Raw genomic sequence first — 22,886 nt, 5'->3', positions numbered from 1 at the left:
GCCTAGAGATTTCTAAAACTCCCGCTGAGGTAGCAGCCGTAGCCAACACCTTCCTCAAGGACGGTTCAAAACTGAACGTGTCGGGCCTCGCTTAAGCTCGTCGCTGTTCCCACTTCCATCTAAACTTCGCATCCAGCATGAATTTCTTTCAAATCCTCTCCGAAATCGAGAAAACCGATCCTGAAGTTTTCGAGCGTTTCGATTCTCGCCGTCGCGTGTTCAAGCACCTGACCGGCTTCGGCAAAAAAATGACGGCTGCCGCCCTTCCTTTGGCCATGGGTACCATCTTCAACAAGGCGTACGGGCAGGCGTCAAGCGCTCCGAGCGTGAACGATGTACTTAACTTTGCTCTGAAGCTGGAATATCTGGAAGCTTACTTTTATAATCTGGGCTTGCAGGGCGATGGCAACATCGTCGTGGGCAACGGGACTGGCGCTACCGCCGTTACGCCCGCTCAAACAATCTTCCGGAACGCGTTCAGCCCCACGAACTTGGCCTCGCTGCTCAAAATTCGGACCGACGAGAACAACCACGTCAACTTCTTGCGTACTGCTCTCAGCAACAACGCTATTGCTGCTCCCGCCGTGTCGCAATTCGATTACACTGGCGGCAAGGGCTCGGGCACAGGTCCTTTCGCGGGTGTTTTCACGAACCCTGCTCTGTTTCTAGCAGTTGCTCAATCCTTGGAGGATACGGGTGTGCGAGCTTATAAAGGCGGTGCTCCTTATCTGGCGTCCAACAAAGATGTTTTGACTGCTGCGCTCAACATCCACTCGGTGGAAGCTCGGCACGCTTCGCGGCTGCGCACCATGCGCCGTGGCGGTGTCAACAACGACAAAGCATCGGGTACTGTAGGAGCTGGTACGGGCGCTTCGCCTAAGAGCTGGATTTCCGGCCAGGACGGTGGTGGTGCTTCTCCAGCTCAGACGGCCCCCATCTACGGGGCAGGCATGGCGCCTGCCTATACTCCCGCAGGCATTACGTTCCCTGCCGAAGACAACGTATCACAAGGAGCCAACGGCGCCCAGCCAGCTGTGAACCTACAGACGGCCTTAGCTTCCTTGATGTTCCCTGCTTCTGCTTTCTCGGAAGCTTTCGATGAGCCCCTCGACGTACCAACGGTATCGACAATTGCTCGTACGTTCACCATTACAAGCAGTACCTTATTCTAAGTCGCTTAGCGTTACTAACTAATTTGCTTATTCCAGAAAGGACGGTCAGTTAGGCCGTCCTTTTTTGTTCTGTGGCCATGCAACTTTCGCAATAAGCAGCCTGCTCTACTCATTAGCGCATCCCGGTTTATCGAAGTATCTTTGTTGGGCCGAGGCTACCTGTTTGTTTTATGTTCAGCCTGCCGGCTTTCTTGCGTATGTTGGAATCTTCTGTTTCTTTTCTGGCGCGTGCCATGCAGCGCCGCTCTTTTTTCCGGGTGGCGGGTGCTACCCTTGCTACTTCGACACTAGTACTGGCGGGCTGCAAAGATGATGATAAGGAACCAGCCGCTCCCGTCACGACCAATGTATTGGCTTTTAATGGCTTCGATGCCAACGGCAATCCCATCGATGATGGAGTTCTTAACTACGCCTATTTACTGGAGCAACTCGAAGCTGCCTTCTACACGAAGGTAGTAGCGGCTCCACCCGCTGATTTGTTGCCGGGTGAATTAGCTTTCCTCACCGACTTGCGGGACCACGAACTGATTCACCGAGAATATTTGAAGGTCGCCTTGGGCAGCAAAGCCTATGATGCCAGCGCGACTACGCCTTTAGCGTTCAACTTTTCCTCTCTCACGCTTACCACTCGGGTAGGCGTTTGGACAGCGGCCCAACAACTCGAAGACATCGGGGTAGCGGCATACAATGGCGCGGGCAAACTGCTTACTGTAACTGCCAACTTACTGGCACTAGGTAAAATTGCTTCGGTAGAAGCCCGTCATGCAGCCCTGGTTCACGAGGTATTGCAGTCCGACTCTTTTGCGTCGACGGTGGGTGCCGATGGCCTCGACGATGCCAAAACACCAACCGAAGTTATCGAGCTGATCAAGCCGTTTTTGCCCATTGAAGTATCTGTAGCGGCCTTGCCGACTGCTTAAGGCTGTATACCGCCATGAATATTCTGAAGCTTCTGGCCGATTTGGCCGCCACTACCCCCGACCAGTTCGAGCAACCCGCCGCGCGGCGCGATGCCCTTAACAACTTGCGTCGTTTCGGGGCGAAAACCCTTGCTGCTGCCTTGCCTTTAGGGTTAGCGAGCGTACCAGCTCTGGCCCGCGACACACGTACTATCCTGGATTCGTTGTTGCTTGCCTTGCGGCTGGAGCGGCTGCAAAACGCTTTCTATACGCAAGCACTAGCCGCCCCCGCTAATTTCTTTCCTGCCGACGCTAGCATCCGGGCCTCGATTGTGAAGATACAGGCGCACCAACAGCAGCATGCAGCCCTGTTGGTTCGTCTCATCAGCACTTCCAATGGCGACGTACCCACCTTACCTAGGTACGATTTTACAGGCAGCAAAAACAACACGCAGGCGGGTTTATTTCCAAGCGTGTTCACTGACTTCAACGAATTCTTGCGGCTAGCGCAATTACTCGAAGACACGGGAGTGCGCGCCTACAAGGCCATAGTGGAGTTTCTGGTTCAGGACAACTACATCTTGCAAACCACTCTGCAGCTTCATTCCACCGAAAGCCGGCACGCCACCCGCATCCGTACCATGCGGCGGCAACGCGGAGCCGTAGTTAAGCCGTGGCCTAGCCCCGCCGATGCCGACATCACAGTTGCCAACAAAACGGCCGTGGTATACGCCACCGAACACGCAACAACTCAGCTTCTATCCGATTATACCTCGGTGCCTTTCCGGCTGTTGCCCATCGGGTCTGGCCCCAACATTCTGACCCAGAGCGTACCCGAAGCTTTCGACGAGCCTTTATCGGCCGATAGCGTGGATGGGCTGTTAAACTTGTTCACACTGTAAGCAAACCGCTGTTGTTTAGGTGGAAGAACCGCTTTGTTAATTTTTCCAGAAAAAAGGAACTCAAAAGGGCTCCTTTTTTTTATGAGCCTCGACAGAATATAGATTTATAACTTTATTAGTAAGTAATTCATCGTCCAAATCTTATACCACTATATGCAGGCAAGTTGACTATATTTTGAGAGCCTAACCTTACTCGCACTTCATTGCCCCACTCGGTCGAAGCGCATCCTTTTTTCAGCGTTTCGTATACATCCTTACCATCCCAAATTCTCGCCCACAACCCAAAAGTAAATAAGCTTACTCCTATGTTGGAATATGCAAAAACCATTCTGCTCAAAGTGAGCTTCGATAAAATCCTATTTGAGAAGGAACTTCGTAAAGCTCTTCGTATGCTGGTCCCGGCTGAGTTAGCCCAATTCCGAGTATGGTGCTACGAGCAGTTCTCCCGTATCTATCACCGCATCCTCAACCGCGTGTTTGCTCAGCCAGTTCTTTAAATTAACTAGCCTATAGTACCAGGGGTCACTTTGCGGGTAAGCTTACCCGCAAAGTGACCCCTTTCTTATTGTACTGTGCGCTTATTCCTCTCCCGTTACAAAGCGGATATTTCGTTGCAGTCCAGCATATCCGGTCCGCTTCACTGCCGACTGCCGAAATAGCTCCGCAAACAACTCGTGCGTAATCTCCTGCCAGTCACCAGGACGCAGATCCTTCAGGCCCGGATGCGGCGTGAATTGGGGCTCCTGGTGGGGCTTAGCAAAGCGGTTCCAAGGGCATACTTCCTGGCAGATGTCGCAGCCGAACACCCAGTTACCAAACTTGCCCTCGACTTCGCGGGGTATCTGGTCTTTCAGCTCGATGGTGAAGTAGCTGATACACTTGCTGCCATCCACCACGTAGGGCTCGGTAATGGCGCCAGTGGGGCAGGCATCTAGGCATTTGGTGCAGGTACCGCAGTAGTCTTTGATGGGCCCGTCATAGTCTAGCTCCAGGTCTATAATTAGTTCGGCTATGAAGTAGAAGGAACCCGCGCCGGGCGTAATCAGGTTGGTGTTTTTGCCCATCCAGCCGGCGCCGCTCCGCTTGGCCCAGGCTTTATCCATCACCGGCGCCGAATCAACGAACACCCGGCCGCCTACCTCTCCTATTTCCTCCTGGATGGCTGCCAACAGCGTTTTCAGCTTGTCTTTGATGACAAAGTGGTAGTCGCGGCCGTAGGCGTACTTGCTGACTTTGAGGGTGTCGTCGGGCTGTTGGGTTTCTTCGGGTGGGTAATAGTTCAGCAGCAGCGAAACCACCGACTTAGCGCCCTCCACCAATAAACGTGGATCGAGGCGCTTGTCGAAGTGGTTGGCCATGTAACCCATCTGGCCGTGCATGTTGCGGTTCAGCCAGTTTTCGAGGCGCGGAGCTTCTTCCTCCAGAAACTCGGCCTTCGATATACCGCAATACATAAAGCCCAGCTCCGCCGCACGTTGCTTGATGAAGGCTGTATAATGAGCGGTGGGGAGCATGCGCTATAAATTAGGCAGAAGATGAATTTCTAATTTGATACAAAGGTCAGAACAAAAAAGTAGCCCTGACTAGTGCCAGAGCTACTCATTCTGATTACTGCTCTTAAGATTGATTTGTTAAGCAAACAACTCGCCGGTGTTGCCGCGCAGGTGCTGCGGCATGAGCTTGCCGAGGTGCTGATAGGCGTGCTCGGTGGCTTCGCGGCCGCGGCTGGTGCGCTTGATGTAGCCCTCCTGAATGAGGAACGGCTCGTACACTTCCTCTATGGTTTCGGCTTCTTCCCCGCAAGCCGTGGCAATGGTGCTCAAACCTACCGGACCACCCTTGAACTTATCGATGATGGTGGTGAGGATCCGCTTGTCCATGTCGTCGAGGCCGCGGGCGTCCACATCGAGGGCGTTCAGCGCAAATTGGGCTATTTCCACCGTAATGGTGCCGTCGCCTTTGATCTGGGCAAAGTCGCGGGTGCGGCGCAGCAGGTTGTTGGCAATACGCGGAGTACCGCGCGAGCGGCGCGCAATTTCAAAGGCGGCATCCTCGTGGATGGGCGTACCCAGAATTTCGGCCGAGCGCTGCACAATGCTGGTCAGCAATTTGGAATCGTAGTACTCTAGGCGTGAGCTGATGCCAAAACGGGCCCGCAGTGGCGACGTGAGCATGCCGGAGCGCGTGGTAGCCCCAATCAGCGTGAAGGGCGACAAGGTAATCTGCACGGAGCGAGCATTCGGACCCGAGTCGAGCATAATGTCGATGCGGTAGTCCTCCATGGCGGAGTATAGGTATTCTTCTACCACCGGGTTTAGGCGGTGAATCTCGTCGATGAAGAGTACGTCGTGCGGCTCGAGGTTGGTGAGCAAGCCGGCCAGGTCGGAAGGCTTGTCGAGTACTGGGCCACTGGTCATCTTGATGCCGGATTCCAGCTCGTTGGCGATGATGTGTGAGAGGGTGGTTTTGCCCAAGCCGGGAGGCCCGTGCAACAGCACGTGGTCGAGGGCATCGCCGCGGCGTTTGGCAGCAGCCACAAACACCTTCAGGTTCTCGACTACCTTGTCCTGCCCCGCGAAATCGTCGAACGAAAGCGGGCGGAGGGCCTTGTCAATGTCCTTTTCGGAGGCATCCATGTTGTCTTTGCCGCCGGTGAGATAAGATTCGCGCATAGCAGCCGAATGGAAAGGTTGATGTTAGAAAGGTAACACCTATGCCCAACAAATTGTCCCTTTTTTAGCAAAAAAACATTCAGATAGGCAGATAAACTAATATCATTAGCAATTACCTGGTAAAAGCCTCTATCTTACTTCATTTCAGCTTATACACGGCACTACTATGAGCGTTTGATTTCTTCACACAAAGCTATTCACGTCCTGTTGGGTAAGCTTAGAATTTGATTTGTTGAATTCCTAAACGAAGGCTCCCGTAACTTGCAGCTTCCATTGCTTTTGCTGCTGCATGTCTTCTTCCGCTTCCAACAACTGGCTTGAAACGCTCCCTGCTGACTTTTACGACCAACTGGCGCATTGTCTCTCCCTGCATGGCATGGCTTGCTTGGAGTTGCTTAGCCGCTCGCAAGATGATTTGATTCGCCAACTCGTGGCGCTTACTGGCCTTACTATCGAACAGGTTAATCAGCTCAACACCGTTGCCAGCCACGAACAACTCTTGCAAGCCCTCGAGAATCAACCTCGCCCGCTGTATGACCTACTCCTGCTAGGCCGCCTCACGCTGGATACCAGCTTGGCAGAGCCCGTAATGGCCTATGTGCGGCGCCAGATGAGCATAGGCATTGCGCAGATGCAGCAATTGAAAACGTACTGCCAAGAGTTGAGTGGCGCGTTTTTGGCTACGCTCGAACAGCAACTGCCAGCGGAGATGCTGCTGGGCTTGCACCGACTGCGGGTCGAAGAAGTGTTTCAGGCGTATGTTGCTGCCCATCCAGCACCTGCGCCCATAGCGGCCACCATTCGGTTTTCGGAGGCGCAGTTGCAGATGGTGCGTTTAGCGCTGCTCCTGGTTCACTCCTTGCCCGAAGCTGGCGACCATGCCTTTCTGCGTGCGGTGGCGGCTTTGCCCAACTTGCAACCTGCGGCCCTAGAACCCATGATTGAGCGCTTGGGCAAACTACAGGCCGCTGAAGAACTGCCGCTGAGCTTGGCGGAGCTAGTACAACTCTACCAAGCCATGCAGGTGTGCGGTATGGTGTTCGTGTCGGAAGTGCTAGAGCAGTTGGGGCTGGAAGGGCTCTTTCCGGCGCGGCCCGCCGAAGAAACAGCAACTGCACCAGCACCAAGTCATCGGCAAGCGGTGGGCGAGATGGTGAGCGGCTTCACGCGGTGGGTGCAGCACACGTTTCCGCAGGAACCTGCTTTGCTAGCGGCCCGGCAGCAAGTATTGGCTTTAGCTGATTGGCTATAGCACGCCGTTGATCGACAACGGTTTGTTCCGACAATCTACTTATTGCGGGCTGTTAGGCAGCAACACTTCAATTTCCAGGTGCAGCCATTCGTCTTCCCATGCTTTGTGGTTGAGGCGGGCTTCGAGCGGGAAGCCCGCGTCGAGAAGGCGGGCCACGGTTTCGTTGCGACCTTCGGGCAGATAGCCTAGCCAAACGGGTTCGGCATCGGCAGTCAGGACGCGCACCGCCCAATCGTCGTAGGTGCTATTGGCCTCGCGGACCAGCACTAGGTGTTGCCCGATTTGCAGTTGCGGTTCGTAGTTGGGCAAGCCAGGGCGGTGGGTGGTACCGGCCACCAGGCATTCAAGCAGAACAAGAGCGGAAGAATCGGGAGCGGCCATAGAAACGGGGCTGGTGAGGACGTAAAGTAAAGAAGTAGCCTTGAGCTTCGTAACAGCTTCCTGAAAATCTTCGACCAGCCTGCTCCTACGCTCGTAATTTATGTGCTGCGGCCAGGGCTGCGGTATTCACGATCTAGCCCATGCAGAGGGCCATCAAGCTATTATGTACAGTAAAACAGAAGTTTCACAAATTCGTCAAGCCTTTTGGACTACGTTTGGTCAATATATGGCTCCGGTGCCATCGGCAGAAGGCGTTCCAACGAACTGGATCAACTACAAAACCGGCCTCAAGCACGTGTATTTTCGACTGCACGCCGATGGCCGCCGCGCTTCTATCGGCATCGAGCTAACGCATCCGGATGCCGGAATCCGAGAGTTGTTTTTTGAGCAGTTTCAAGAGCTTCAACCCATGCTACACGAAACGCTAGGCGAGACTTGGCAATGGGAACCTGATGCAGAAGACGCTAATGGTCAGTCTATCAGCCGCATTTACCAGGAGTTACAACCGGTTAACTTGTTTAGCCGCGACGATTGGCCGGGGCTCATTTCCTTTTTCAAGCCCCGTTTGGTCGCACTAGACGATTTCTGGAGCACCGCGCAGTATGCGTTCGATGAACTACGGTAGTTAGTCTATTCCCAAATCATTCGTGAAGCTATCGTTCAACTGAATTTCGGGCACAGCTATACCGCTCTGATAGCTGGTGATGCCTACTGTGGCTCGTTGCACTTCGTAAAGGGTGGCAGGCGCGGGCAGCAGGCGGGCATGATTCTGTGCTACTATCCATTCTGTGAGGTCGGCAACAGTATATTTCGACCAGTCCAACGGTGTAGGGCCACTGTTTAGTAGCCATTGAAGCCAACCAGATGAGGGAGGTCGTAGGGACGCTAATTGCGGCACCTTTAATCTCAGGCAAATAACCAGTTGTGCCAGGAGAGTCCTTGAATGGCGGAACGTACCGAGTAGCATCGTGTCCTCGACTGTCTGGAACTTTGGCCGGATGCAGTTGCATACTTGTTTCAACACAGTATAGTACACTGCCGTACGGGCCGGGTCAGGGGACAGGCATTTGAGCCGGGTCACGCAAGCTGCCGCCTCCCCGACCGTACCAATGTTTTTAACCTCCGGGTCTGGAATGGCAATCTGGAAGTGCTTCTCAAAGGCAACAACTAATTTGACCGTATCGAGGCCCATGGTATCTTATTGAAATATCGAAGCTGTTTAGAAAGTCGCTCAAAACAAGCCGGACTTTCATGCCAAGTGCCGCCGAAGCATCTACGCCGCTTAGTAGGGGCACTTTAACAAAGAGATAAATATGCTAGCATAAGGGCCTATCGGATATGTTCTAAGTTGCGGCCAACTTCACTTTACCTTTCACCTACATGAGAAAGCTATTTCTACCCACCGCGTTATTACTGGCCGCTGCCGGCTCTTGGGGGTTTCATTCTAAAGTGGCCGAGCCAGTCGGCCAGATGATGGTTATCAGCAACGTATCCATTGGGTTCGATGCCCAAGCTAGCATCGTTGTTATTGCGCCCGACGGAACACAGAAAGAGAAAACCATTGAATTCAGTAAGGGAAGCGCCAAGAAAGTGGCAGCCAATATGACGGAAGTGCATAAAGCCGCATTGGTGACCATCAACGAATACTCCCGCAGTGGCTGGCACCTGGTTAGTGTGGCCCCGAGCGGGCTAACAAACGGTGGCAACACTTTTTTCAGCCAGAACGTCTACTTGCTGGAAAAATAGTAGCGCAGTTTTATAGTACCTCCATGCACAAAGCAACGGCCGCCTCAGCAGTGAGCCGGCCGTTGCTTTGTGCATGGAAATAGGCCTGTGCTTGGCTATTTAAACGCCTGAATACCGGTAATATCGGCACCCGTGATAAGCAGGTGGATGTCGTGGGTGCCTTCGTAGGTGATAACGGATTCCAGATTCATCATGTGGCGCATGATGGGGTATTCACCGGTGATGCCCATGCCGCCGTGGATCTGGCGGGCTTCACGCGCTATGTGCAAGGCCATATCCACGGAGTTGCGCTTAGCCATGCTGATTTGGGCGCTGGTGGCTTTGCCTTCGTTTTTGAGCGTGCCGAGGCGCCACGCCATCAGTTGGGCTTTGGTGATTTCCGTCAGCATCTCGGCTAGCTTCTTCTGCTGCAACTGGAAGCCCCCGATGGGTTTGCCGAACTGCGTGCGTTCCAGCGAGTACTTCAGGGCCGACTCGTAGCAGTCGATAGCGGCACCAATGGCACCCCAGGCAATACCGAAACGGGCGGAATCGAGGCAGGATAAAGGACCTTTGAGGCCATCGATGTTAGGCAACACGTTTTCTTTAGGAATGCGCACATCTTCGAACACCAACTCGCCGGTGGTGCTGGCGCGCAAGCTCCACTTATTATGGATTTCGGGGGTGCTGAATCCTTCCATACCACGCTCCACTATCACGCCCCGAATGCGGCCGTTGTTGTCCTTGGCCCACACGACGGCTACTTGCGCTTCGGGCGAATTGCTGATCCAGAGCTTGGCACCGTTCAGCAGGTAGTAGTCGCCTTTGTCTTCGAGCTTGGTTACCATGCCGCCGGGGTTGGAGCCGTGGTCGGGTTCGGTGAGGCCAAAGCAGCCGAGCCACTCGCCAGAAGCCAGTTTGGGCAGAAACTTGCGGCGCTGTTCCTCGGAACCGTAGGCGTAAATCGGGAACATCACCAACGAACCCTGCACCGAGGCCGTGGACCGCATGCCCGAGTCGCCGCGCTCGATTTCCTGCATAATCAGGCCGTAGCTGATGTAGTCGAGGCCGCCACCGCCGTACTCCGTGGGGATGGTGGGGCCGAAAGCGCCCACGTCGCCGAACTTCTTGACAATCTCGGAGGGGAAGTGCGCGTCCTGCGCCCACTTCTCGATGCTGGGGCTGATTTCCTTTTTTACGAAGTCGCGGATGCTCTGGCGAATCAGCTTGTGCTCTTCGGTGAGCAGGCCGTCGAGGTCGAAGTAATCGGTGAAGCCGGCGGCGTTGGTGGAACCGTGGGCTTTGGTGGCCTTGGCCTGGGGCGAGAGGACGTCAGCTTGCGAAGACATGGCAGATTGTTGGGTGGGGATACAAACTCAAAGATAGGGGTTTCAGCATGCAGAACAGGCGGCTACACGGTATGGTTCGGGGCCTAGCACAGCCGCCACTAACGAGCAGATTGTTGAAATTTCTGCTCCTTCTTTTTCCAATAAGTGGTTTCCTCCGTAGAGCTACCCATCCACCTAGTAACCTCAGCACCCGCCCCCATGAGCCACGAGAAAAAACTTAACGAACTAGAAGCCACGGCCATTTGCGGCAACGATATTTCGTCGTCGTGCCTGTACGTATCGGCGCTTTCTATTGCGTATGCCGGTCAGTATGCCTGGGTGGCCTTGCTGATAGTGGGGGCGGTGCTGTTTCTGTTTCGCCGCATCTACGGCGAGGTGGTGGGCGCGCTGCCGCTCAACGGTGGAGCTTACAACGTGCTGCTTAACACCACCAGTAAGCGCAACGCGGCCGTAGCAGCTTGCCTGACCATCTTGTCGTACATGGCGACGGCGGTTATTTCGGCTTCCGAGGCCATGCACTACCTGCATACGCTCTGGCACGGACTGCCTATTATTCTGGCGACGATACTGCTGCTCGGACTTTTTCTGCTGCTTACCATCTTAGGCATTTCCGAATCAGCGGTGGTGGCGGTGGGCATTTTTCTGCTGCACTTGTTTTCGCTTACGCTGCTGGTGGGCGTCACGATGTGGTATTTGTTTACGCACGGCATCGATACGCTAATAACCAACTGGCATATGCCGCTAAAAACCAGTCTGGTTTCAGCGCTATTCCTTGGGTTTAGTGCCGCCATGCTCGGTATTTCGGGGTTCGAGAGTTCTGCCAACTTCGTGGAGGAGCAGGCCGAAGGCGTGTTCCAGAAAACGTTGCGCAACATGTGGGTGGTCGTGACGGTGTTCAACCCATTGCTGGCGTTTCTGGCCATAGCGGCGTTGCCCCTGGTGGAAGTCGGCCAGCACACCGAAACGCTGCTCTCACACTTAGGCAACAAAACGGGCGGCCCATGGCTGGCCACATTGATTTCGGTGGATGCGGTGGCCGTGCTGAGCGGCGCGGTACTTACGTCGTTTGTGGGCGTGAGCGGCTTGATGAAACGCATGGCCCTGGACCGAATTCTGCCGCAGTTCTTCCTGAAGGAAAACGGCCGCAAAAGCAACTACATCATTCTCGTTACCTTCTTCCTGCTGTGTCTGTCGGTGTTGCTGATTACCAACGGCGAGCTAGGGCCGCTGGCCGGAGTTTATACCATCTCGTTTCTGTCGGTGATGGCCTTTTTTGCGCTCGGCAACTTTCTGCTCAAGAGCAAGCGCCCCAAGCTGCCCCGGCCCGTGTATGCCAGCATAATCACCGTTTCATTGGCTTTGCTGGGCGTGTTGGCGGCACTTTACGGCAACATTCGCATCCGTCCCGACTACTTGGTAGTGTTCCTGCAATACTTCCTCCCGTCCATGTTGGTAGTGTCGGCTATGCTCAACCGAACGGCTATTCTGAACTTGGTGCTAGCGGGCGCCGAGTCGCTTGCCAAGCATTCGCCTCGGATTTCCAATCTTACACAAGCCAACATTCGACAGCAGCTAGAGGAATTGCACAAGCAGGAATTCGTTTTTTTCACGAAAGGCGACAATGTGTCCAACCTCAACAAAGTCATGGCCTACGTAGTGGAAAACGAGTTTACCAACCGCCTCAAAATCGTGACGCTGCTCAAAGAAGGTGAAACCTACTCGCAAGATTTGGTGAGAGACATTAATGTGCTTGACCGGGCCTACGAACAGATTGAAGTGGATTTTGTCACAATCAATGGCACTTTCGGGCCTGAACTCATCGACCGGCTATCCAACGAGTGGCAGATACCGAAGAACTTCATGTTCATTGGCTCCCCCGGTAACGCCTTCCCTTATCAAATTTCCGAGTTAGGCGGCGTGCGACTCATTATATGAGTTGCTAAATCTGCCTGAAAACGAAACGCCCTGCGCTGCTCATTGAAGCAGGCAGGGCGTTTTTTGTAAGGTTTGCTTGCTAGAACTTCACGCCTACCGACGCTAAGAAGTTGCGGGTGGCTTGCGGAAAGTACCAGTTGAAGGTTTGCTGGCGACCGGTGGCGTCAGGGTAGCCGTAGGTGTAGCCGTTGGCCACGTACTCGCGGTTGAGCACGTTGTTCACCAGCAAGCCTAACTCGATTTCCTTCACGAACACCGGCCGAAAAGCGTAGCGCACCCGGAAGTCGAGCACCTGATACGGCTTGATGCTACGCTCGATGCTGGCAGAGTTGTCGAGGTACTGGCGGCTGACGGTTTTGTAGAGCAGCGCCAGTCGCAGGTTCTTCACCGGCTGCCCTTCCAGCGTGTGCGCCGACACGGCAGCGGGCGAGTAGGAAATAGTAGTGGTGCGAGGCTGCGCGTCTACAACGGGGGTGTAGTTTTCGTCATAGATGACGTTGCGGTAGTCGAGGATGCGGTTGCGGCTGAGCGTGAGGGTGCTGCTCAAGCTAATCTTATCGTCGGCGGAGGCAAAGCCGGTTAGCTCCACGCCGGTCCGGTAGCTGCGGGCGACGTTGGTGCGCAGGGCCGTGCCTACGTCGTTCAACTGGCCGGTAGCTACCAGCTGGTCGCGGTAGTTCATGTAGAAATAGTTGGCCTCAAACCGCAGCGAGGTTTTAGGTCCAAGCAAGCTAGCATCAGAACGATTGAAGCGGTAGCCACCTTCAAAGTCTTCGAGGCGCTCGGCCTTGGCGCTCTGGTCGCCGGCCGGGCGGTCGGTGAAATCGGAGCGGACGGGCTCGCGCTGGCCTATCGCAAAGCTGGCGTAGAGCTGCTGCCCTTCGGCCAGCGAGTAAGTGGCACCGGCTTTGGGGTTGAAGAAGGTGTAGCGGGCGCGGGTGGTTACGTCGTTCTGGTCGTCTTCCACCCCATCAATATCGTACTCGATGTGCCGCACTTGCAGGTCGCCGTACACGCCGAGCTTGGGCAGCAGTTGCCAAGTGGCGCGGGCGTAAGCGTTGTAGTCGGTTTTGGTGGCGTCGTTGAAGTAGTAACGCTGGCCGATAGTGCTGTTGGAGGCGTACTGCGCCCAAATTATTTCGCCGTAGTGGTCGTTGGTGAAGCGGTTCCAGGCGCCGCCTACTGTGGCCTGAAAACGGTCGTTGTCGCGAGGCTGATAGTTGAGGGCAAAGGTGCCACCGTAGAAATAGTTATCGAGCCACTTCCGGTCCACCAGATTGGTCCGGGTGATGGTATCGCCGCCGATAGTAACGTTTGCTAGGTTGTAGTCTGAAAAGCGCCGATTAGCCCGGTAGTTTTCGTAGTAGCCGAAGCCGCGCGTGAGGTGCAGTGCGGCGCCCAGGTTCCAGTCGGCGCCTAAGCCTTGCGTGAGGTGCAGTTGGTAGTGGTTTTGCTGGTAGTTGTCGGTCTGGTTGTCGTAGGTGTAGTAGCTGTAGCGGCGGCCTTCCTGCAACACCCGCGCGGCATCCACCTCCGATAACTCGCCGTTGTCGATGTACTGCTGCAAGAGTGCCCGGTTGCCGGTAATGGCCGGTTCTGGCACGCCGTTCCAGGCCTGGTAGGTTTTCTCGCGCCCCGAAAACGTAATGAACTTAACCAGCGTGCTTTTCGCCTGGTAGCCCGCCGCAAAGTAATACGACTTCAAGTCCGAGGAAGCCCGGTTCATGTAGCCGTCCGTGGCAATGCGCGACAAGCGCCCATCCACCATGAAGTGCCCGCCGAGCAGCCCGGTCCCGAACTGCACGTTGTTTTTCCAGGTGTTGAAAGAGCCGTAGGTGTTCTGCGACTCGCCGTAGGCCTCGCGGCGGTTGTCCAGCGTCGAGATATTGATGCTGGCCCCGAAGGCAGCGCCCCCGTTTTGGCTGGTGCCCACGCCGCGCTGCACTTGCAAACTGCTAACCGACGAAGCCAGATCGGGCAAATTCACCAGAAACGACCCGTGCGACTCGGCATCATTGAGCGGCACCCCGTTGATGGTCATGTTGATGCCCGTGTTGCTCGTGCCCCTGATGCGGATATCGGTGTAGCCTACGCCGGCGCCGGCATCGGAGTTTACTACCACCGAAGGCGTCTGGTCGAGCAGGTAGGGCAAGTCCTGGCCGAAGTTGCGCCGGGCTAGTTCTTCCTTGCTGACGTTGGTGTAAGCGGTGGCCGTGCGGTTGTTGGCGCGCGACGCCGTCACGAGGGCTTCGCCGGTGAGTACGCCGCCTGGCTGCAACGTGGTGCTGAGGCGCTGCTCGGCGGCCTGGCCTTGCAGACGCCGCACCAGGGGCTCATAGCCGAGAAACGAGATGCGCAGCTCATGCACTCCGGCGGGCACGGCTGGTAGCGAGAAAGCGCCGTTGGCATCGGTGGCGGCGCTGGCCGCGCCATCCAGCAGGATGGTGGCGCCGGGCAAAGCGGTACCCGTGCGGGCATCCAAGACGGTACCCGATACGGGACCTTGCGCCCATGCCGGAGACATGAGCAGAGGCAGCGCGAGCAGCGCCGCCCCAGAAAGCAGTGAATTTTTCAAAAATTTAACAATGGGAAAAGTGGAACGGACCCTGCACCAGGGGTCGGCGCATTGGTAGTGTCGTTCGCGGATCGTCTGTTCCCTTCGCCGGCATTACCCGGATCAGGTTCAATGGGTATGATCTCAGCCTTGGCCAACTTGGCGTGGGGCACCCCTAAACTTCTGCTGCAAAGGTATACGCTTTCCGTTCGTTGTTCCGAGGAAAACGAAGAATATAGCTGCTTTCGTTGAAAAGATTGTACTTAGGCTCATTGCTCCGCTTGGAGCGGCAATCAGGAAGAAGAATTTGAGAGGCCTTTACTTTCGATTGATAATCAATTACCTTAGGAAGGCTTTCAATTGATTTAACCCGGGTGATAAGAAAACAACAACAGCCTCGGCGCCGTTATTTACTTGGCACCCACCGCTAGTCTGCTCGTTCGTCCTATCATCCTCCCTCCGACCATGACTCCCCTCGTGTACCTACTTGTCGTCCTTGCTATTACCATCTACTTCCTGCTGATTCCCCGGCGGCGCTACCCCAACCCGCCCCAGCCCGACAACGACGACGACGGAGGAGAACCGCTCGACGACGGCCTTCCCGACTTGGACCTTCCGCCCGGCATCACCCGTCCCATCAACGATTGGGAACCGGACTATAACCGGCGTCCGCAACGGCCCGTGCGCCCGACTGCACCGCACCTCACGTAGCATTGCTTTAAAAACTTTGCTTGCACGGCACTGATACAAAACGACCCTTCCGGCGTTGCTCCCTGTTGCTTATCATGATTGATAGGGCAGGAAACAAAATCCGGAAGGGTCGTTGTATTTACTGTGCGTTACAGAGCTAGCTGCTTGATCTTCTCTGGTCTAATCTGGTTTTTATAATTCGCATCCCATGCGCACATAGGCAATCGGGCCTTTGTAGAACACGGTGCCTTGTGGCAGCAACCCAAAACGCGCGTAGAATTCAGCGCTGTCTTGGCGGGCGTCGCACCAGATGTGAGTGGCCCCACGGCGGCGCGCTTCGGCCATGACGTGTTGTAACAAGGCGCTGCCGATGCCTTGGCGCTGATAGCTAGGATGCGTGGCGAATTTGCGGAATCGAGCCTCGGCGCCTTCTACAAAAAGCGAAATAACGGCGAGTAGCTCATCGCCCAGGAAAGCCCCGAAGTGCAGGCCGGCAGCATCGTTTTCCACTTTCACGTAGTCCAGCGGCTTATCGGGCCACAGCACCTGATGGCGCAGCGCGTACGTATCGGCGGGACTGATAGAGCGGATAGCAACGGCAGGCATACCGGCAAGCACTATTCGGCGGTGATGCTGTACGACGCCACGAACTCCTGGCCCGGCTGGAGCGTCAGGATACCTTCTTTATCGGCTAGTTCGCCGGAGTCGCCGACGGAACTGGCAATGCCGTGCCAGGGCTCGATACACACAAACCGGGCGGCGGGCCCTTTGGTCCAGAGGCCGAGGTAGGGAAAGCCGTCGAAGCGGACGCGCACGGCGCGGTTGGAACGGCGGCTGCGCAGCGTGACGTGCGTGAAGTCGAAGTGCTTTAGAACCAACGCATCTTGCTCGAATAGCTCGTAGCGCAGCGGCAATGTTGTTTCTTCACTCAGTATCGGCTCGGTCTGGCCGGTGAGCAAGCCGCCTTCCAGTGAATGCCGCTCGAACGTAACCGGGTGGTCGAACACGAATTCGTAGTCCTCGAATTGCTCGTCGGACAGCAGCGGGCAGCGGAAAGCGGGATGCGCGCCAATGCCGAACAGCAGTTCGCCGTTGCCAACATTAGTTATTTCCCACCCGATAGTAAGCATGGGGCCCGCCAGCCGGTAGCTGATCAGCAAGCTGAAATCGAAGGGAAACAGGGCGCGGGTAGTTTCGTTGGCGCGCAGCTCCAGTGCCAGCTCAGCGGGTGTCTGGCGAACGAGCGTGAATTCCTGGTCGCGGGCAAACCCGTGCTGCGTAAGGCGGTAGCTCTGGCCTTGGTAGGTGTAGGTATCGTTCGGCAGACGGCCCACAACAGGGAAAAGCACCGGGGCATGGCGCGCCCATACGGCCGGGTCGGCCTCCCACATATATTCCAGATTGTTTAGGTCTTTGCGGACAAAGCTGCTCAATTCGGCTCCGTTGGACTGTATGGTCACGCGGGACTGTTCGTTTTCGAGGGTGTAAGTCATGAGGCGGAGGTGGGTGATGAGGTAACGATAATAGGTAGCGAAGAGGGAAAAGGTTGTGAACAAGAATTCCGCTTCTTGTCCTTGCCGCTTGCAACTTCTTCCCTAATTAGCTTCCTAATAATTCATCTACGAGCAAGCGGGCCTGCTCGAAGCGTTGCTCTAGCGCCCCGCTGACTACGGCGAAGTTGGCCTTTTGGTCTAGTAGAGCCTGCTGATAAACTTGAAAGAAGTGCTGGCGCAAATGCGGATGCTCGCGCAACGGGTCGGGCTCCCACGGCAAATCCACGTTCAGCAACAGCACCAAATCGTAATGCTGCTGCTGGACACGCTGCAAAATCCAGTCGGGGCAATAGCCGAAGGCGTGTTCGGCCCACACTTTTATTACCAGCAAATCGGTGTCGCAAAAGAAGACGGCATGGCCTTGCGCCTGCGCCTCGGCAGCCGCTTGCTCTTCCTGATGAAGCTGGCCGTGGGCAATTGCCTCCAGGTCGGGCAGAGTATAATCAGGGCCTTTTTCCTCTAGATAGGTGCGGGCATACTCCGGGGCCCACGTGGTATGGTAATGCGCCGCTAGCCGCCTACTAAGCGTGGTTTTACCCGTAGATTCAGGCCCCGTAACAGCGACGCGCAGCATAGTTCTCGACAAGGAATAAATGGATTGAGGCCAGCAACAGGCTTTTTATTCTGCTTCCTGAATTCGTAGTTGCCCTTTGCGCATAGCGCGGCGCCATTCTAGGTAGCCGTACACGGCCAGGCCGAGGTAGAGGGCGTAGAGGGCACTAGTAGGATAAAGCTGTTTGTACCAAAGGATGGGCACGTACAGAACGTCAACCACAATCCAAAGCAACCAATTTTCCAGGCGTTTGCGCATGAGCAAGTATTGCGCTGCCAAGCTACCGGCGGTAGTAAAACTGTCCCAATGGGGCAGCGCGGCGTCGGTGTGATGCTGCAAATAATAGCCGAAACCAATGGTATAGGCCGCTACAAAAACGGCTACTGCCACCCACTCTTGCGGCTGTGTGCGCGATACGTGCAGCTCGGTCTTGCCGCGCCCCCCGTAGAGCCACTGATACCAGCCATACGCGCTAAATAAAATGAACAGCACCTGTAGAATCTGGTCGGAATAGAGCCGCGCGCTGTTGTACACCACGATGTAGAGGCCGCAGCTAACTATGGCCACCGGGAAATTCCAGAGCGACTCGCGGGCCGCCAGCCACACGCAGGCAAAACCAGTCAGCACGGCCACCCATTCCAACGGACTATCGCCGACGGCGGCTTTTATAAATTCAAGCAACGACTGCACCAAAACGAAAAGCTAAGAGCTGAAGCTGGAAACCAGCTTAAGGAGGATGCCAAAGCTAACGAGCCACCAGCTAATTTTGTGCTTTCCTGTTTTTCTCCTGCTTTTCCCGCCGCCATGCTCCCCGAACTCACCCCCGAAGAACTGAACCTGCGTCTTGCCAACGGCGAAGACATTCAGCTAATCGACGTGCGGCAGCCCGAGGAATACAACTACTGCCGCATCGAGGGCAGCCACCTGATTCCGCTTGGCGAGTTGCCCCAGCGCGTAGAGGAGCTTGACGAAACGCGGCCCATCGTGCTTATCTGCCACCACGGCGTGCGCTCCATGCAGGCCCTAGCCTACCTTCAGCACCGCCACGAGATGAATAATCTGCTGAACCTGCGCGGCGGCATCCACGCCTGGAGTTTGCGCGTGGACCCTACGGTGGCCGTGTATTGAGCAGACGTTTTTAGCCCGCAGAGGCCGCAGAGGGTTGCGCGGAAGACGCAGAACGTTCTGCGCCTTCTGCGCTACCCTCTGCGGCCTCTGCGGGAACCTCTACCGAACAACCCCATGCAATTCCCCGACCTCCCCATAACCGCCGCCCTGCCCGCCCTGCTCGACGCTTTATCTAAGCACGAGCGGGTGGTGTTGCAGGCCCCGCCAGGCGCGGGCAAAACAACCGTCGTGCCGCTGGCCTTGCTGGAAACTACCTGGCGCGACGGGGGCCGAATTTTGGTATTGGAACCCCGCCAGTTGGCTGCCCGCGCGGCCGCTAATCGGTTGGCCAAGCTGCTAGGCGAAGCTGTAGGCGAAACGGTAGGATATCGGGTCCGGCTGGAAAGTAAAGTATCGGCCCGCACCCGCATCGAGGTTATCACCGAAGGCATCCTGACGCGCCTGATTCAGGACGACCCGGCTTTAGAAGGAGTAGCGGCGGTGGTATTCGACGAATTTCACGAACGGAGCCTGCGGGCTGATCTTGGGCTGGCCCTCACGCTGGACGTGCAAGCGGTACTACGGCCCGAACTACGGATTCTGGTGATGAGCGCCACGCTGGAAGCTGAACGGCTAGGCGCGTGGCTGAACGCCCCCGTGGTTACTAGCTCTGGATTTTTATTTCCGGTTGAGACGCACTATCTCAGTCCGCGCCAAGCCGCCGTGGGTGGCACCCGCCCCGCAGAAAGACTAGCCACGTTGGTACCGACTGCGGTGCGCGAAGCACTCCGCACGCATACAGAAGGCGACCTTCTGGTGTTTCTGCCGGGCCTAGCTGACTTGCGCCGCGTGGCCGATAAGCTGGAACCAGCCCTGTCTGAAACCACACGTCTGCACTTGCTGCACGGCGAGTTGCCGCTCGAACAGCAGGATGCAGCTTTGCGGCCCGCTCCTGCGGGTCAGCGTAAAATCGTGCTTAGCACCGCTATTGCCGAAACCAGTCTTACCATCGAAGGGGTGCAGGTGGTAATTGACGGTGGCTTTGCGCGGGTACCACGTTTTCAGGCGCGCACCGGTTTCACCACCCTCGAAACGGTGCCCGTCAGCCAGGCCGCCGCCGACCAGCGCCGGGGCCGCGCCGGCCGTTTAGGTCCTGGCATCTGCTACCGCCTCTGGACCACTGCCGAGCACGACGCCCTTCCCGCGCATCTGCCGCCCGAAATTCTTACCGCCGACCTTAGCGGCCTGGCCTTGGAACTGGCGCTTTGGGGCGCCACTCCTGCTGGGCTGCGCTGGCTCGATGTGCCTCCTACTCCTGCCCTGGCCCTGGCCAACGACCTGTTGCGCCGACTAGGAGCAGTGGAAGCAACTAGCGAAAAGGCAACCAGAAACAATCCCGCAGAGCCGGCAACGACCGATGATTACACGGCCCCTCTACCATCAGTCACCGTCTCCCCAATTATTCCCATCAAGCCTACGCCTCACGGCCGGGCCCTGGCGCGGCTGGGGCTGGCGCCACGGCTGGGCCATCTGGTGGTGCGGGGCCATGAATTGGGGCACGGACCAGCCGCCGCCGCGCTGGCGGCTTTGCTTTCCGAGCGCGACGTGCTGCGCGCTGCCGACACTCACCCTACCCCGCCCGATCTGCGGTTGCGCTTTGAAACCATTGCGCACGGTCGGCCGGCTCTACCGGGTTTGTTGGTGCAGCACAACACGCTGCACCGCGTCCGAGACGCCGCCCGCAACCTGCGCCAACGCTGTGGTATCCGGGATACTGCTACTTCAACCGATGCCGATGCAGCCGGTTTGCTGACAGCCTTAGCCTACCCCGACCGAATTGCACAACGCGAAACCGCCGACCGGGTGCGCCTAGCTACCGGCCAGCGGGTGCTGCTACCCGCCGAGTTTTTCGGCCGCGACGACCACTTCATGGCCGTTGCATACCTGGAGGGTCCACCCCACCAGTTGCGCGCCGCGCTGGCCGCGCCCGTGAGCCGCCAAGAACTAGAACAACTATTTGCCGACCAAATAGAAACCCGGGACGAGGTGCGGTGGGATGCTGCCACGGGCCGCGTGGTGGCCCGCCGCCTCCGAAGGCTAGGCGCGCTGGTGCTTTCCGACGCCCATCTCACCCAACCCGACCCCGAACTGATAGCACAGGCCCTACTAGAGGCGTTACGCGCCGCCGGCATTGCCCGGCTGCCGTGGAGCCAATCGGCGGTGGCGCTCCGGCAGCGGCTAGCGTTTCTGCACCACCATTTCCCCACCAACTGGCCCGATGTTTCGGATGAGGCCTTGGCAGCGGAGCTTAGCGAGTGGTTGGAGCCACATCTGGTCGGGTTGAAGAGTTTGAACGAGGTAAGCCGGCTCGATTGGAGCGAGTTGCTGCTCCAACGCTTGCCCGGTGGCTGGAGCCAACGGCAGGATCTAGACCGCCTTGCTCCTTCGCACCTCGCTGTGCCGAGCGGTTCCCACGTAGCGCTAGATTATACTGACCCGGCTACGCCGGTTTTGGCTGTGAAGCTGCAAGAGGTTTTTGGTTTGCTTGATACGCCTTTCGTGGCGGCCGGCCGAGTGCCCCTCACGCTGCACCTTTTGTCTCCCGGTGGCCGGCCAGCGCAAGTCACCCGCGACTTGCGCAGCTTTTGGCAGACCGGCTACTTCGAGGTCCGCAAAGACTTGCGTGGCCGCTACCCCAAACACCCCTGGCCCGACGACCCGCTTACCGCTATTCCCACCAAGCTCACCAAGAAGCGCTTCGAAGCTGGTCAGTGACGTAATGCGGTACTTTTTCCAGACGACAACCCATTAAACAAGTATACCTTGAAGTGATAACTTCCTGATAAGCAGATCAGGAAATATACTTGGTAACATTGAGATAATATTGGTAATGATTTCATAATATACGTTTATGAAATCATTTTTACCCTCTTATCATACCCAACTGTTGCTTTTACTGCTGCTCAGTTTAGCCGGCGGTGCGCAGGCACAAACACAAAGACTAACAGCTACTCCGGTTCAATATCAGCGTTTCAATACGTGGCTCATGGTGAATAGCGATGCGCGCCTCAACGACAAGTGGGGCTTGCATACAGAAGCACAATTGCGCCAGGTGAAAGGGCCAAACGCGCCGCAGCAACGGTTTTTGCGTATTGGCGCTAATTACTACGCGGCCAATATTCTCCTGCTCTCAGCGGGCTACGCTTACACTATGTCATACCCTGATGGCAACGATTCGGAACTAGGAAGCTTGCCCGAGCACCGCAGCTATCAGCAACTTTTGCTCCGCTTCGATAGCAGTCGGGTTCAAACGCAGCATCGGTACCGCCTAGAGCAACGCTGGGTACGCCGCCCCGGCAACGGGCAATTCACGTACCTCAACCGATTCCGCTATCAGCTACGCCTCACGCTACCGCTAGGTCCTCAAAAGAAAATTCTGCCGGGCACTCCCTACCTCACGGGCTACGACGAGTTGTTCATTGGCTTTGGGCGCAATTCCGACGGCAATATTTTCAACCAGAACCGTGCGTGTCTGGCTCTAGGGTATCAAATCAGCCGTGCCACCTCAGTTGAAGCAGGTTACTTAAATCAAATGGCGCAACAAGAAGAAATGTCCTCCCTTGCCGCCACGCACACCCTCCACCTAGGTCTCAACTTCAACCCGGACTTTCGACGGGGCAAACTCACGGTAGAAAGCAACTAGGCAACAGCGCAAACGACCACACTGGCGAGAACGCCAGACAACGGTTCCTATATCTGCCAAAGCCTCTGCCACCAGCACAAACGGTAAGGCTTTGGCAAGCACAGGAAACTTCGCGCCGGTGCGCAGCTTTGTAAGAACAGACGCTTGCAATTCTGTTCTATCCTGAAATCTGGTCGTCCTTTAGATCCGAGCGGCTTTGGTGTGAAGTGGGCGTGTAGTGGCGGTGCAGCCAACGGCTCAGGCCCCCAAGACCCGGAAAAAGCACTCGTTCGGTGATATTGGCTTGGTCGAGCTTATCCCGGATTTCCCACTTGAGATGAGCCGGAATGATGATGCGGAAGTACAGCTCGGGGTGTTGCTCCAGCCACTCGTGCAGCGTCGCCCGGGCCGTGTTCATCAGCGAGAATAGCGCGTATTGATGCACGATGCGGGCATCGAG

22 protein-coding genes, 1 pseudogene and 1 riboswitch are annotated in these 22,886 nt (G+C 56.3%); of the genes and pseudogenes, 12 read left to right on the top strand and 11 right to left on the bottom strand.

Annotated elements, in window-relative coordinates; all coding sequences use genetic code 11:
- Nucleotides 1-137 precede the first annotated feature (137 nt).
- The 4 genes from ACFE7X_RS22070 (at nt 138) to ACFE7X_RS22055 (ending at nt 3,470) form a co-directional block, all read left to right on the top strand.
- Nucleotides 138-1,172, top strand: coding sequence for a ferritin-like domain-containing protein (locus tag ACFE7X_RS22070; RefSeq protein WP_375437854.1), 1,035 nt, complete (start codon nt 138-140; stop codon nt 1,170-1,172).
- Between the two features lie 197 nt (nt 1,173-1,369).
- On the top strand, nt 1,370-2,092 hold the full coding sequence (locus ACFE7X_RS22065; protein WP_375437853.1) for a ferritin-like domain-containing protein: 723 nt from the start codon (nt 1,370-1,372) through the stop codon (nt 2,090-2,092).
- Between the two features lie 14 nt (nt 2,093-2,106).
- Nucleotides 2,107-2,973 (top strand): ferritin-like domain-containing protein, encoded by an 867-nt coding sequence (locus ACFE7X_RS22060; protein WP_375437852.1) that lies wholly within the window; start codon nt 2,107-2,109, stop codon nt 2,971-2,973.
- Between the two features lie 305 nt (nt 2,974-3,278).
- Nucleotides 3,279-3,470: a hypothetical protein gene (locus ACFE7X_RS22055; RefSeq protein WP_375437851.1), complete on the top strand. Its 192-nt coding sequence runs from the start codon at nt 3,279-3,281 to the stop codon at nt 3,468-3,470.
- 81 nt (nt 3,471-3,551) lie between these two features.
- On the opposite strand, the gene queG is transcribed toward ACFE7X_RS22055, so the two are convergent.
- Both queG and ruvB read right to left on the bottom strand, forming a co-directional pair.
- Nucleotides 3,552-4,487 (bottom strand): tRNA epoxyqueuosine(34) reductase QueG, encoded by a 936-nt coding sequence (queG, locus tag ACFE7X_RS22050; protein WP_375437850.1) that lies wholly within the window; start codon nt 4,485-4,487, stop codon nt 3,552-3,554.
- 117 nt (nt 4,488-4,604) lie between these two features.
- Nucleotides 4,605-5,645 carry a Holliday junction branch migration DNA helicase RuvB gene (ruvB, locus tag ACFE7X_RS22045; protein ID WP_375437849.1) on the bottom strand — a complete coding sequence of 347 codons (1,041 nt, stop codon included), beginning with the start codon at nt 5,643-5,645 and terminating at the stop codon, nt 4,605-4,607.
- A gap of 289 nt (nt 5,646-5,934) precedes the next feature.
- Here ruvB and ACFE7X_RS22040 point away from each other — a divergent pair, with 289 nt between their 5' ends.
- Complete coding sequence (locus tag ACFE7X_RS22040; protein ID WP_375437848.1) at nt 5,935-6,897, top strand: hypothetical protein; 963 nt, start codon at nt 5,935-5,937, stop codon at nt 6,895-6,897.
- Between the two features lie 39 nt (nt 6,898-6,936).
- On the opposite strand, the gene ACFE7X_RS22035 is transcribed toward ACFE7X_RS22040, so the two are convergent.
- Nucleotides 6,937-7,278: an HIRAN domain-containing protein gene (locus ACFE7X_RS22035; RefSeq protein WP_375437847.1), complete on the bottom strand. Its 342-nt coding sequence runs from the start codon at nt 7,276-7,278 to the stop codon at nt 6,937-6,939.
- Between the two features lie 100 nt (nt 7,279-7,378).
- Here ACFE7X_RS22035 and ACFE7X_RS22030 point away from each other — a divergent pair, with 100 nt between their 5' ends.
- The gene (locus tag ACFE7X_RS22030) at nt 7,379-7,903 is read left to right on the top strand and encodes a DUF4268 domain-containing protein (RefSeq protein WP_375437846.1); all 525 of its coding nucleotides are present in this window, start codon (nt 7,379-7,381) and stop codon (nt 7,901-7,903) included.
- On the opposite strand, the gene ACFE7X_RS22025 is transcribed toward ACFE7X_RS22030, so the two are convergent.
- On the bottom strand, nt 7,904-8,470 hold the full coding sequence (locus ACFE7X_RS22025; RefSeq protein ID WP_375437845.1) for a hypothetical protein: 567 nt from the start codon (nt 8,468-8,470) through the stop codon (nt 7,904-7,906).
- Between the two features lie 188 nt (nt 8,471-8,658).
- Between ACFE7X_RS22025 and ACFE7X_RS22020 the strand changes: the two genes are divergently transcribed.
- Entirely contained in the window at nt 8,659-9,024 is a 366-nt protein-coding gene (locus ACFE7X_RS22020; RefSeq protein ID WP_375437844.1) for a hypothetical protein, read from the top strand.
- Nucleotides 9,025-9,119: 95 nt separating this feature from the next.
- Here the strand turns inward: ACFE7X_RS22020 and ACFE7X_RS22015 are convergent, their stop codons facing one another.
- Complete coding sequence (locus ACFE7X_RS22015) at nt 9,120-10,352, bottom strand: acyl-CoA dehydrogenase family protein (protein ID WP_375437843.1); 1,233 nt, start codon at nt 10,350-10,352, stop codon at nt 9,120-9,122.
- A gap of 198 nt (nt 10,353-10,550) precedes the next feature.
- Here ACFE7X_RS22015 and ACFE7X_RS22010 point away from each other — a divergent pair, with 198 nt between their 5' ends.
- Nucleotides 10,551-12,287, top strand: a complete 1,737-nt coding sequence (locus tag ACFE7X_RS22010) for an APC family permease (protein WP_375437842.1) — start codon at nt 10,551-10,553, stop codon at nt 12,285-12,287.
- A gap of 79 nt (nt 12,288-12,366) precedes the next feature.
- Here the strand turns inward: ACFE7X_RS22010 and ACFE7X_RS22005 are convergent, their stop codons facing one another.
- Nucleotides 12,367-14,862, bottom strand: a complete 2,496-nt coding sequence (locus ACFE7X_RS22005) for a TonB-dependent receptor (protein WP_375437841.1) — start codon at nt 14,860-14,862, stop codon at nt 12,367-12,369.
- 62 nt (nt 14,863-14,924) lie between these two features.
- Nucleotides 14,925-15,028: riboswitch (TPP riboswitch) on the bottom strand.
- A 278-nt stretch (nt 15,029-15,306) separates the two neighbouring features.
- Here ACFE7X_RS22005 and ACFE7X_RS22000 point away from each other — a divergent pair.
- A complete protein-coding gene (locus ACFE7X_RS22000) occupies nt 15,307-15,552 on the top strand; it encodes a hypothetical protein (protein WP_375437840.1) in 246 nt (81 codons plus the stop codon).
- A 171-nt stretch (nt 15,553-15,723) separates the two neighbouring features.
- Here the strand turns inward: ACFE7X_RS22000 and ACFE7X_RS21995 are convergent, their stop codons facing one another.
- The 4 genes from ACFE7X_RS21995 to pnuC form a co-directional block, all read right to left on the bottom strand.
- Nucleotides 15,724-16,137, bottom strand: coding sequence for a GNAT family N-acetyltransferase (locus ACFE7X_RS21995; RefSeq protein WP_375437839.1), 414 nt, complete (start codon nt 16,135-16,137; stop codon nt 15,724-15,726).
- 11 nt (nt 16,138-16,148) lie between these two features.
- Nucleotides 16,149-17,024 (bottom strand): aldose 1-epimerase family protein, encoded by an 876-nt coding sequence (locus ACFE7X_RS21990; protein WP_375437838.1) that lies wholly within the window; start codon nt 17,022-17,024, stop codon nt 16,149-16,151.
- Between the two features lie 106 nt (nt 17,025-17,130).
- On the bottom strand, nt 17,131-17,658 hold the full coding sequence (locus ACFE7X_RS21985; RefSeq protein ID WP_375437837.1) for an AAA family ATPase: 528 nt from the start codon (nt 17,656-17,658) through the stop codon (nt 17,131-17,133).
- Nucleotides 17,659-17,703: 45 nt separating this feature from the next.
- Nucleotides 17,704-18,327, bottom strand: a complete 624-nt coding sequence (gene pnuC, locus ACFE7X_RS21980) for a nicotinamide riboside transporter PnuC (RefSeq protein ID WP_375437836.1) — start codon at nt 18,325-18,327, stop codon at nt 17,704-17,706.
- A 114-nt stretch (nt 18,328-18,441) separates the two neighbouring features.
- Here pnuC and ACFE7X_RS21975 point away from each other — a divergent pair, with 114 nt between their 5' ends.
- From ACFE7X_RS21975 to ACFE7X_RS21965, 3 genes are all read left to right on the top strand, one after another.
- Nucleotides 18,442-18,765, top strand: coding sequence for a rhodanese-like domain-containing protein (locus ACFE7X_RS21975; RefSeq protein WP_375437835.1), 324 nt, complete (start codon nt 18,442-18,444; stop codon nt 18,763-18,765).
- Between the two features lie 114 nt (nt 18,766-18,879).
- A complete protein-coding gene (gene hrpB / locus ACFE7X_RS21970; RefSeq protein WP_375437834.1) occupies nt 18,880-21,519 on the top strand; it encodes an ATP-dependent helicase HrpB in 2,640 nt (879 codons plus the stop codon).
- Nucleotides 21,520-21,655: 136 nt separating this feature from the next.
- Entirely contained in the window at nt 21,656-22,447 is a 792-nt protein-coding gene (locus ACFE7X_RS21965; RefSeq protein ID WP_375437833.1) for a DUF2490 domain-containing protein, read from the top strand.
- Between the two features lie 157 nt (nt 22,448-22,604).
- On the opposite strand, the pseudogene ACFE7X_RS21960 reads toward ACFE7X_RS21965, so the two are convergent.
- Nucleotides 22,605-22,886, bottom strand: a pseudogene (locus tag ACFE7X_RS21960) (FRG domain-containing protein); the annotation flags it as partial.

The sequence above is a fragment of the uncultured Hymenobacter sp. genome (genome assembly GCF_964242765.1).
Classification (GTDB): Bacteria; Bacteroidota; Bacteroidia; order Cytophagales; family Hymenobacteraceae; genus Hymenobacter.
This window is presented reverse-complemented; position numbering and strand designations above follow the sequence as displayed.

Excerpts from the sequence above, each read along its gene's own strand:
- ACFE7X_RS22070 (WP_375437854.1), top strand. The coding sequence starts at position 138 with ATGAATTTCTTTCAAATCCTCTCCGAAATCGAGAAAACCGATCCTGAA.
- ACFE7X_RS22065 (WP_375437853.1), top strand. The coding sequence starts at position 1,370 with ATGTTGGAATCTTCTGTTTCTTTTCTGGCGCGTGCCATGCAGCGCCGC.
- ACFE7X_RS22060 (WP_375437852.1), top strand. The coding sequence starts at position 2,107 with ATGAATATTCTGAAGCTTCTGGCCGATTTGGCCGCCACTACCCCCGAC.
- ACFE7X_RS22055 (WP_375437851.1), top strand. The coding sequence starts at position 3,279 with ATGTTGGAATATGCAAAAACCATTCTGCTCAAAGTGAGCTTCGATAAA.
- queG (WP_375437850.1), bottom strand. The coding sequence starts at position 4,487 with ATGCTCCCCACCGCTCATTATACAGCCTTCATCAAGCAACGTGCGGCG.
- ruvB (WP_375437849.1), bottom strand. The coding sequence starts at position 5,645 with ATGCGCGAATCTTATCTCACCGGCGGCAAAGACAACATGGATGCCTCC.
- ACFE7X_RS22040 (WP_375437848.1), top strand. The coding sequence starts at position 5,935 with ATGTCTTCTTCCGCTTCCAACAACTGGCTTGAAACGCTCCCTGCTGAC.
- ACFE7X_RS22035 (WP_375437847.1), bottom strand. The coding sequence starts at position 7,278 with ATGGCCGCTCCCGATTCTTCCGCTCTTGTTCTGCTTGAATGCCTGGTG.
- ACFE7X_RS22030 (WP_375437846.1), top strand. The coding sequence starts at position 7,379 with ATGTGCTGCGGCCAGGGCTGCGGTATTCACGATCTAGCCCATGCAGAG.
- ACFE7X_RS22025 (WP_375437845.1), bottom strand. The coding sequence starts at position 8,470 with ATGGGCCTCGATACGGTCAAATTAGTTGTTGCCTTTGAGAAGCACTTC.
- ACFE7X_RS22020 (WP_375437844.1), top strand. The coding sequence starts at position 8,659 with ATGAGAAAGCTATTTCTACCCACCGCGTTATTACTGGCCGCTGCCGGC.
- ACFE7X_RS22015 (WP_375437843.1), bottom strand. The coding sequence starts at position 10,352 with ATGTCTTCGCAAGCTGACGTCCTCTCGCCCCAGGCCAAGGCCACCAAA.
- ACFE7X_RS22010 (WP_375437842.1), top strand. The coding sequence starts at position 10,551 with ATGAGCCACGAGAAAAAACTTAACGAACTAGAAGCCACGGCCATTTGC.
- ACFE7X_RS22000 (WP_375437840.1), top strand. The coding sequence starts at position 15,307 with ATGACTCCCCTCGTGTACCTACTTGTCGTCCTTGCTATTACCATCTAC.
- ACFE7X_RS21995 (WP_375437839.1), bottom strand. The coding sequence starts at position 16,137 with ATGCCTGCCGTTGCTATCCGCTCTATCAGTCCCGCCGATACGTACGCG.
- ACFE7X_RS21990 (WP_375437838.1), bottom strand. The coding sequence starts at position 17,024 with ATGACTTACACCCTCGAAAACGAACAGTCCCGCGTGACCATACAGTCC.
- ACFE7X_RS21985 (WP_375437837.1), bottom strand. The coding sequence starts at position 17,658 with ATGCTGCGCGTCGCTGTTACGGGGCCTGAATCTACGGGTAAAACCACG.
- ACFE7X_RS21975 (WP_375437835.1), top strand. The coding sequence starts at position 18,442 with ATGCTCCCCGAACTCACCCCCGAAGAACTGAACCTGCGTCTTGCCAAC.
- hrpB (WP_375437834.1), top strand. The coding sequence starts at position 18,880 with ATGCAATTCCCCGACCTCCCCATAACCGCCGCCCTGCCCGCCCTGCTC.
- ACFE7X_RS21965 (WP_375437833.1), top strand. The coding sequence starts at position 21,656 with ATGAAATCATTTTTACCCTCTTATCATACCCAACTGTTGCTTTTACTG.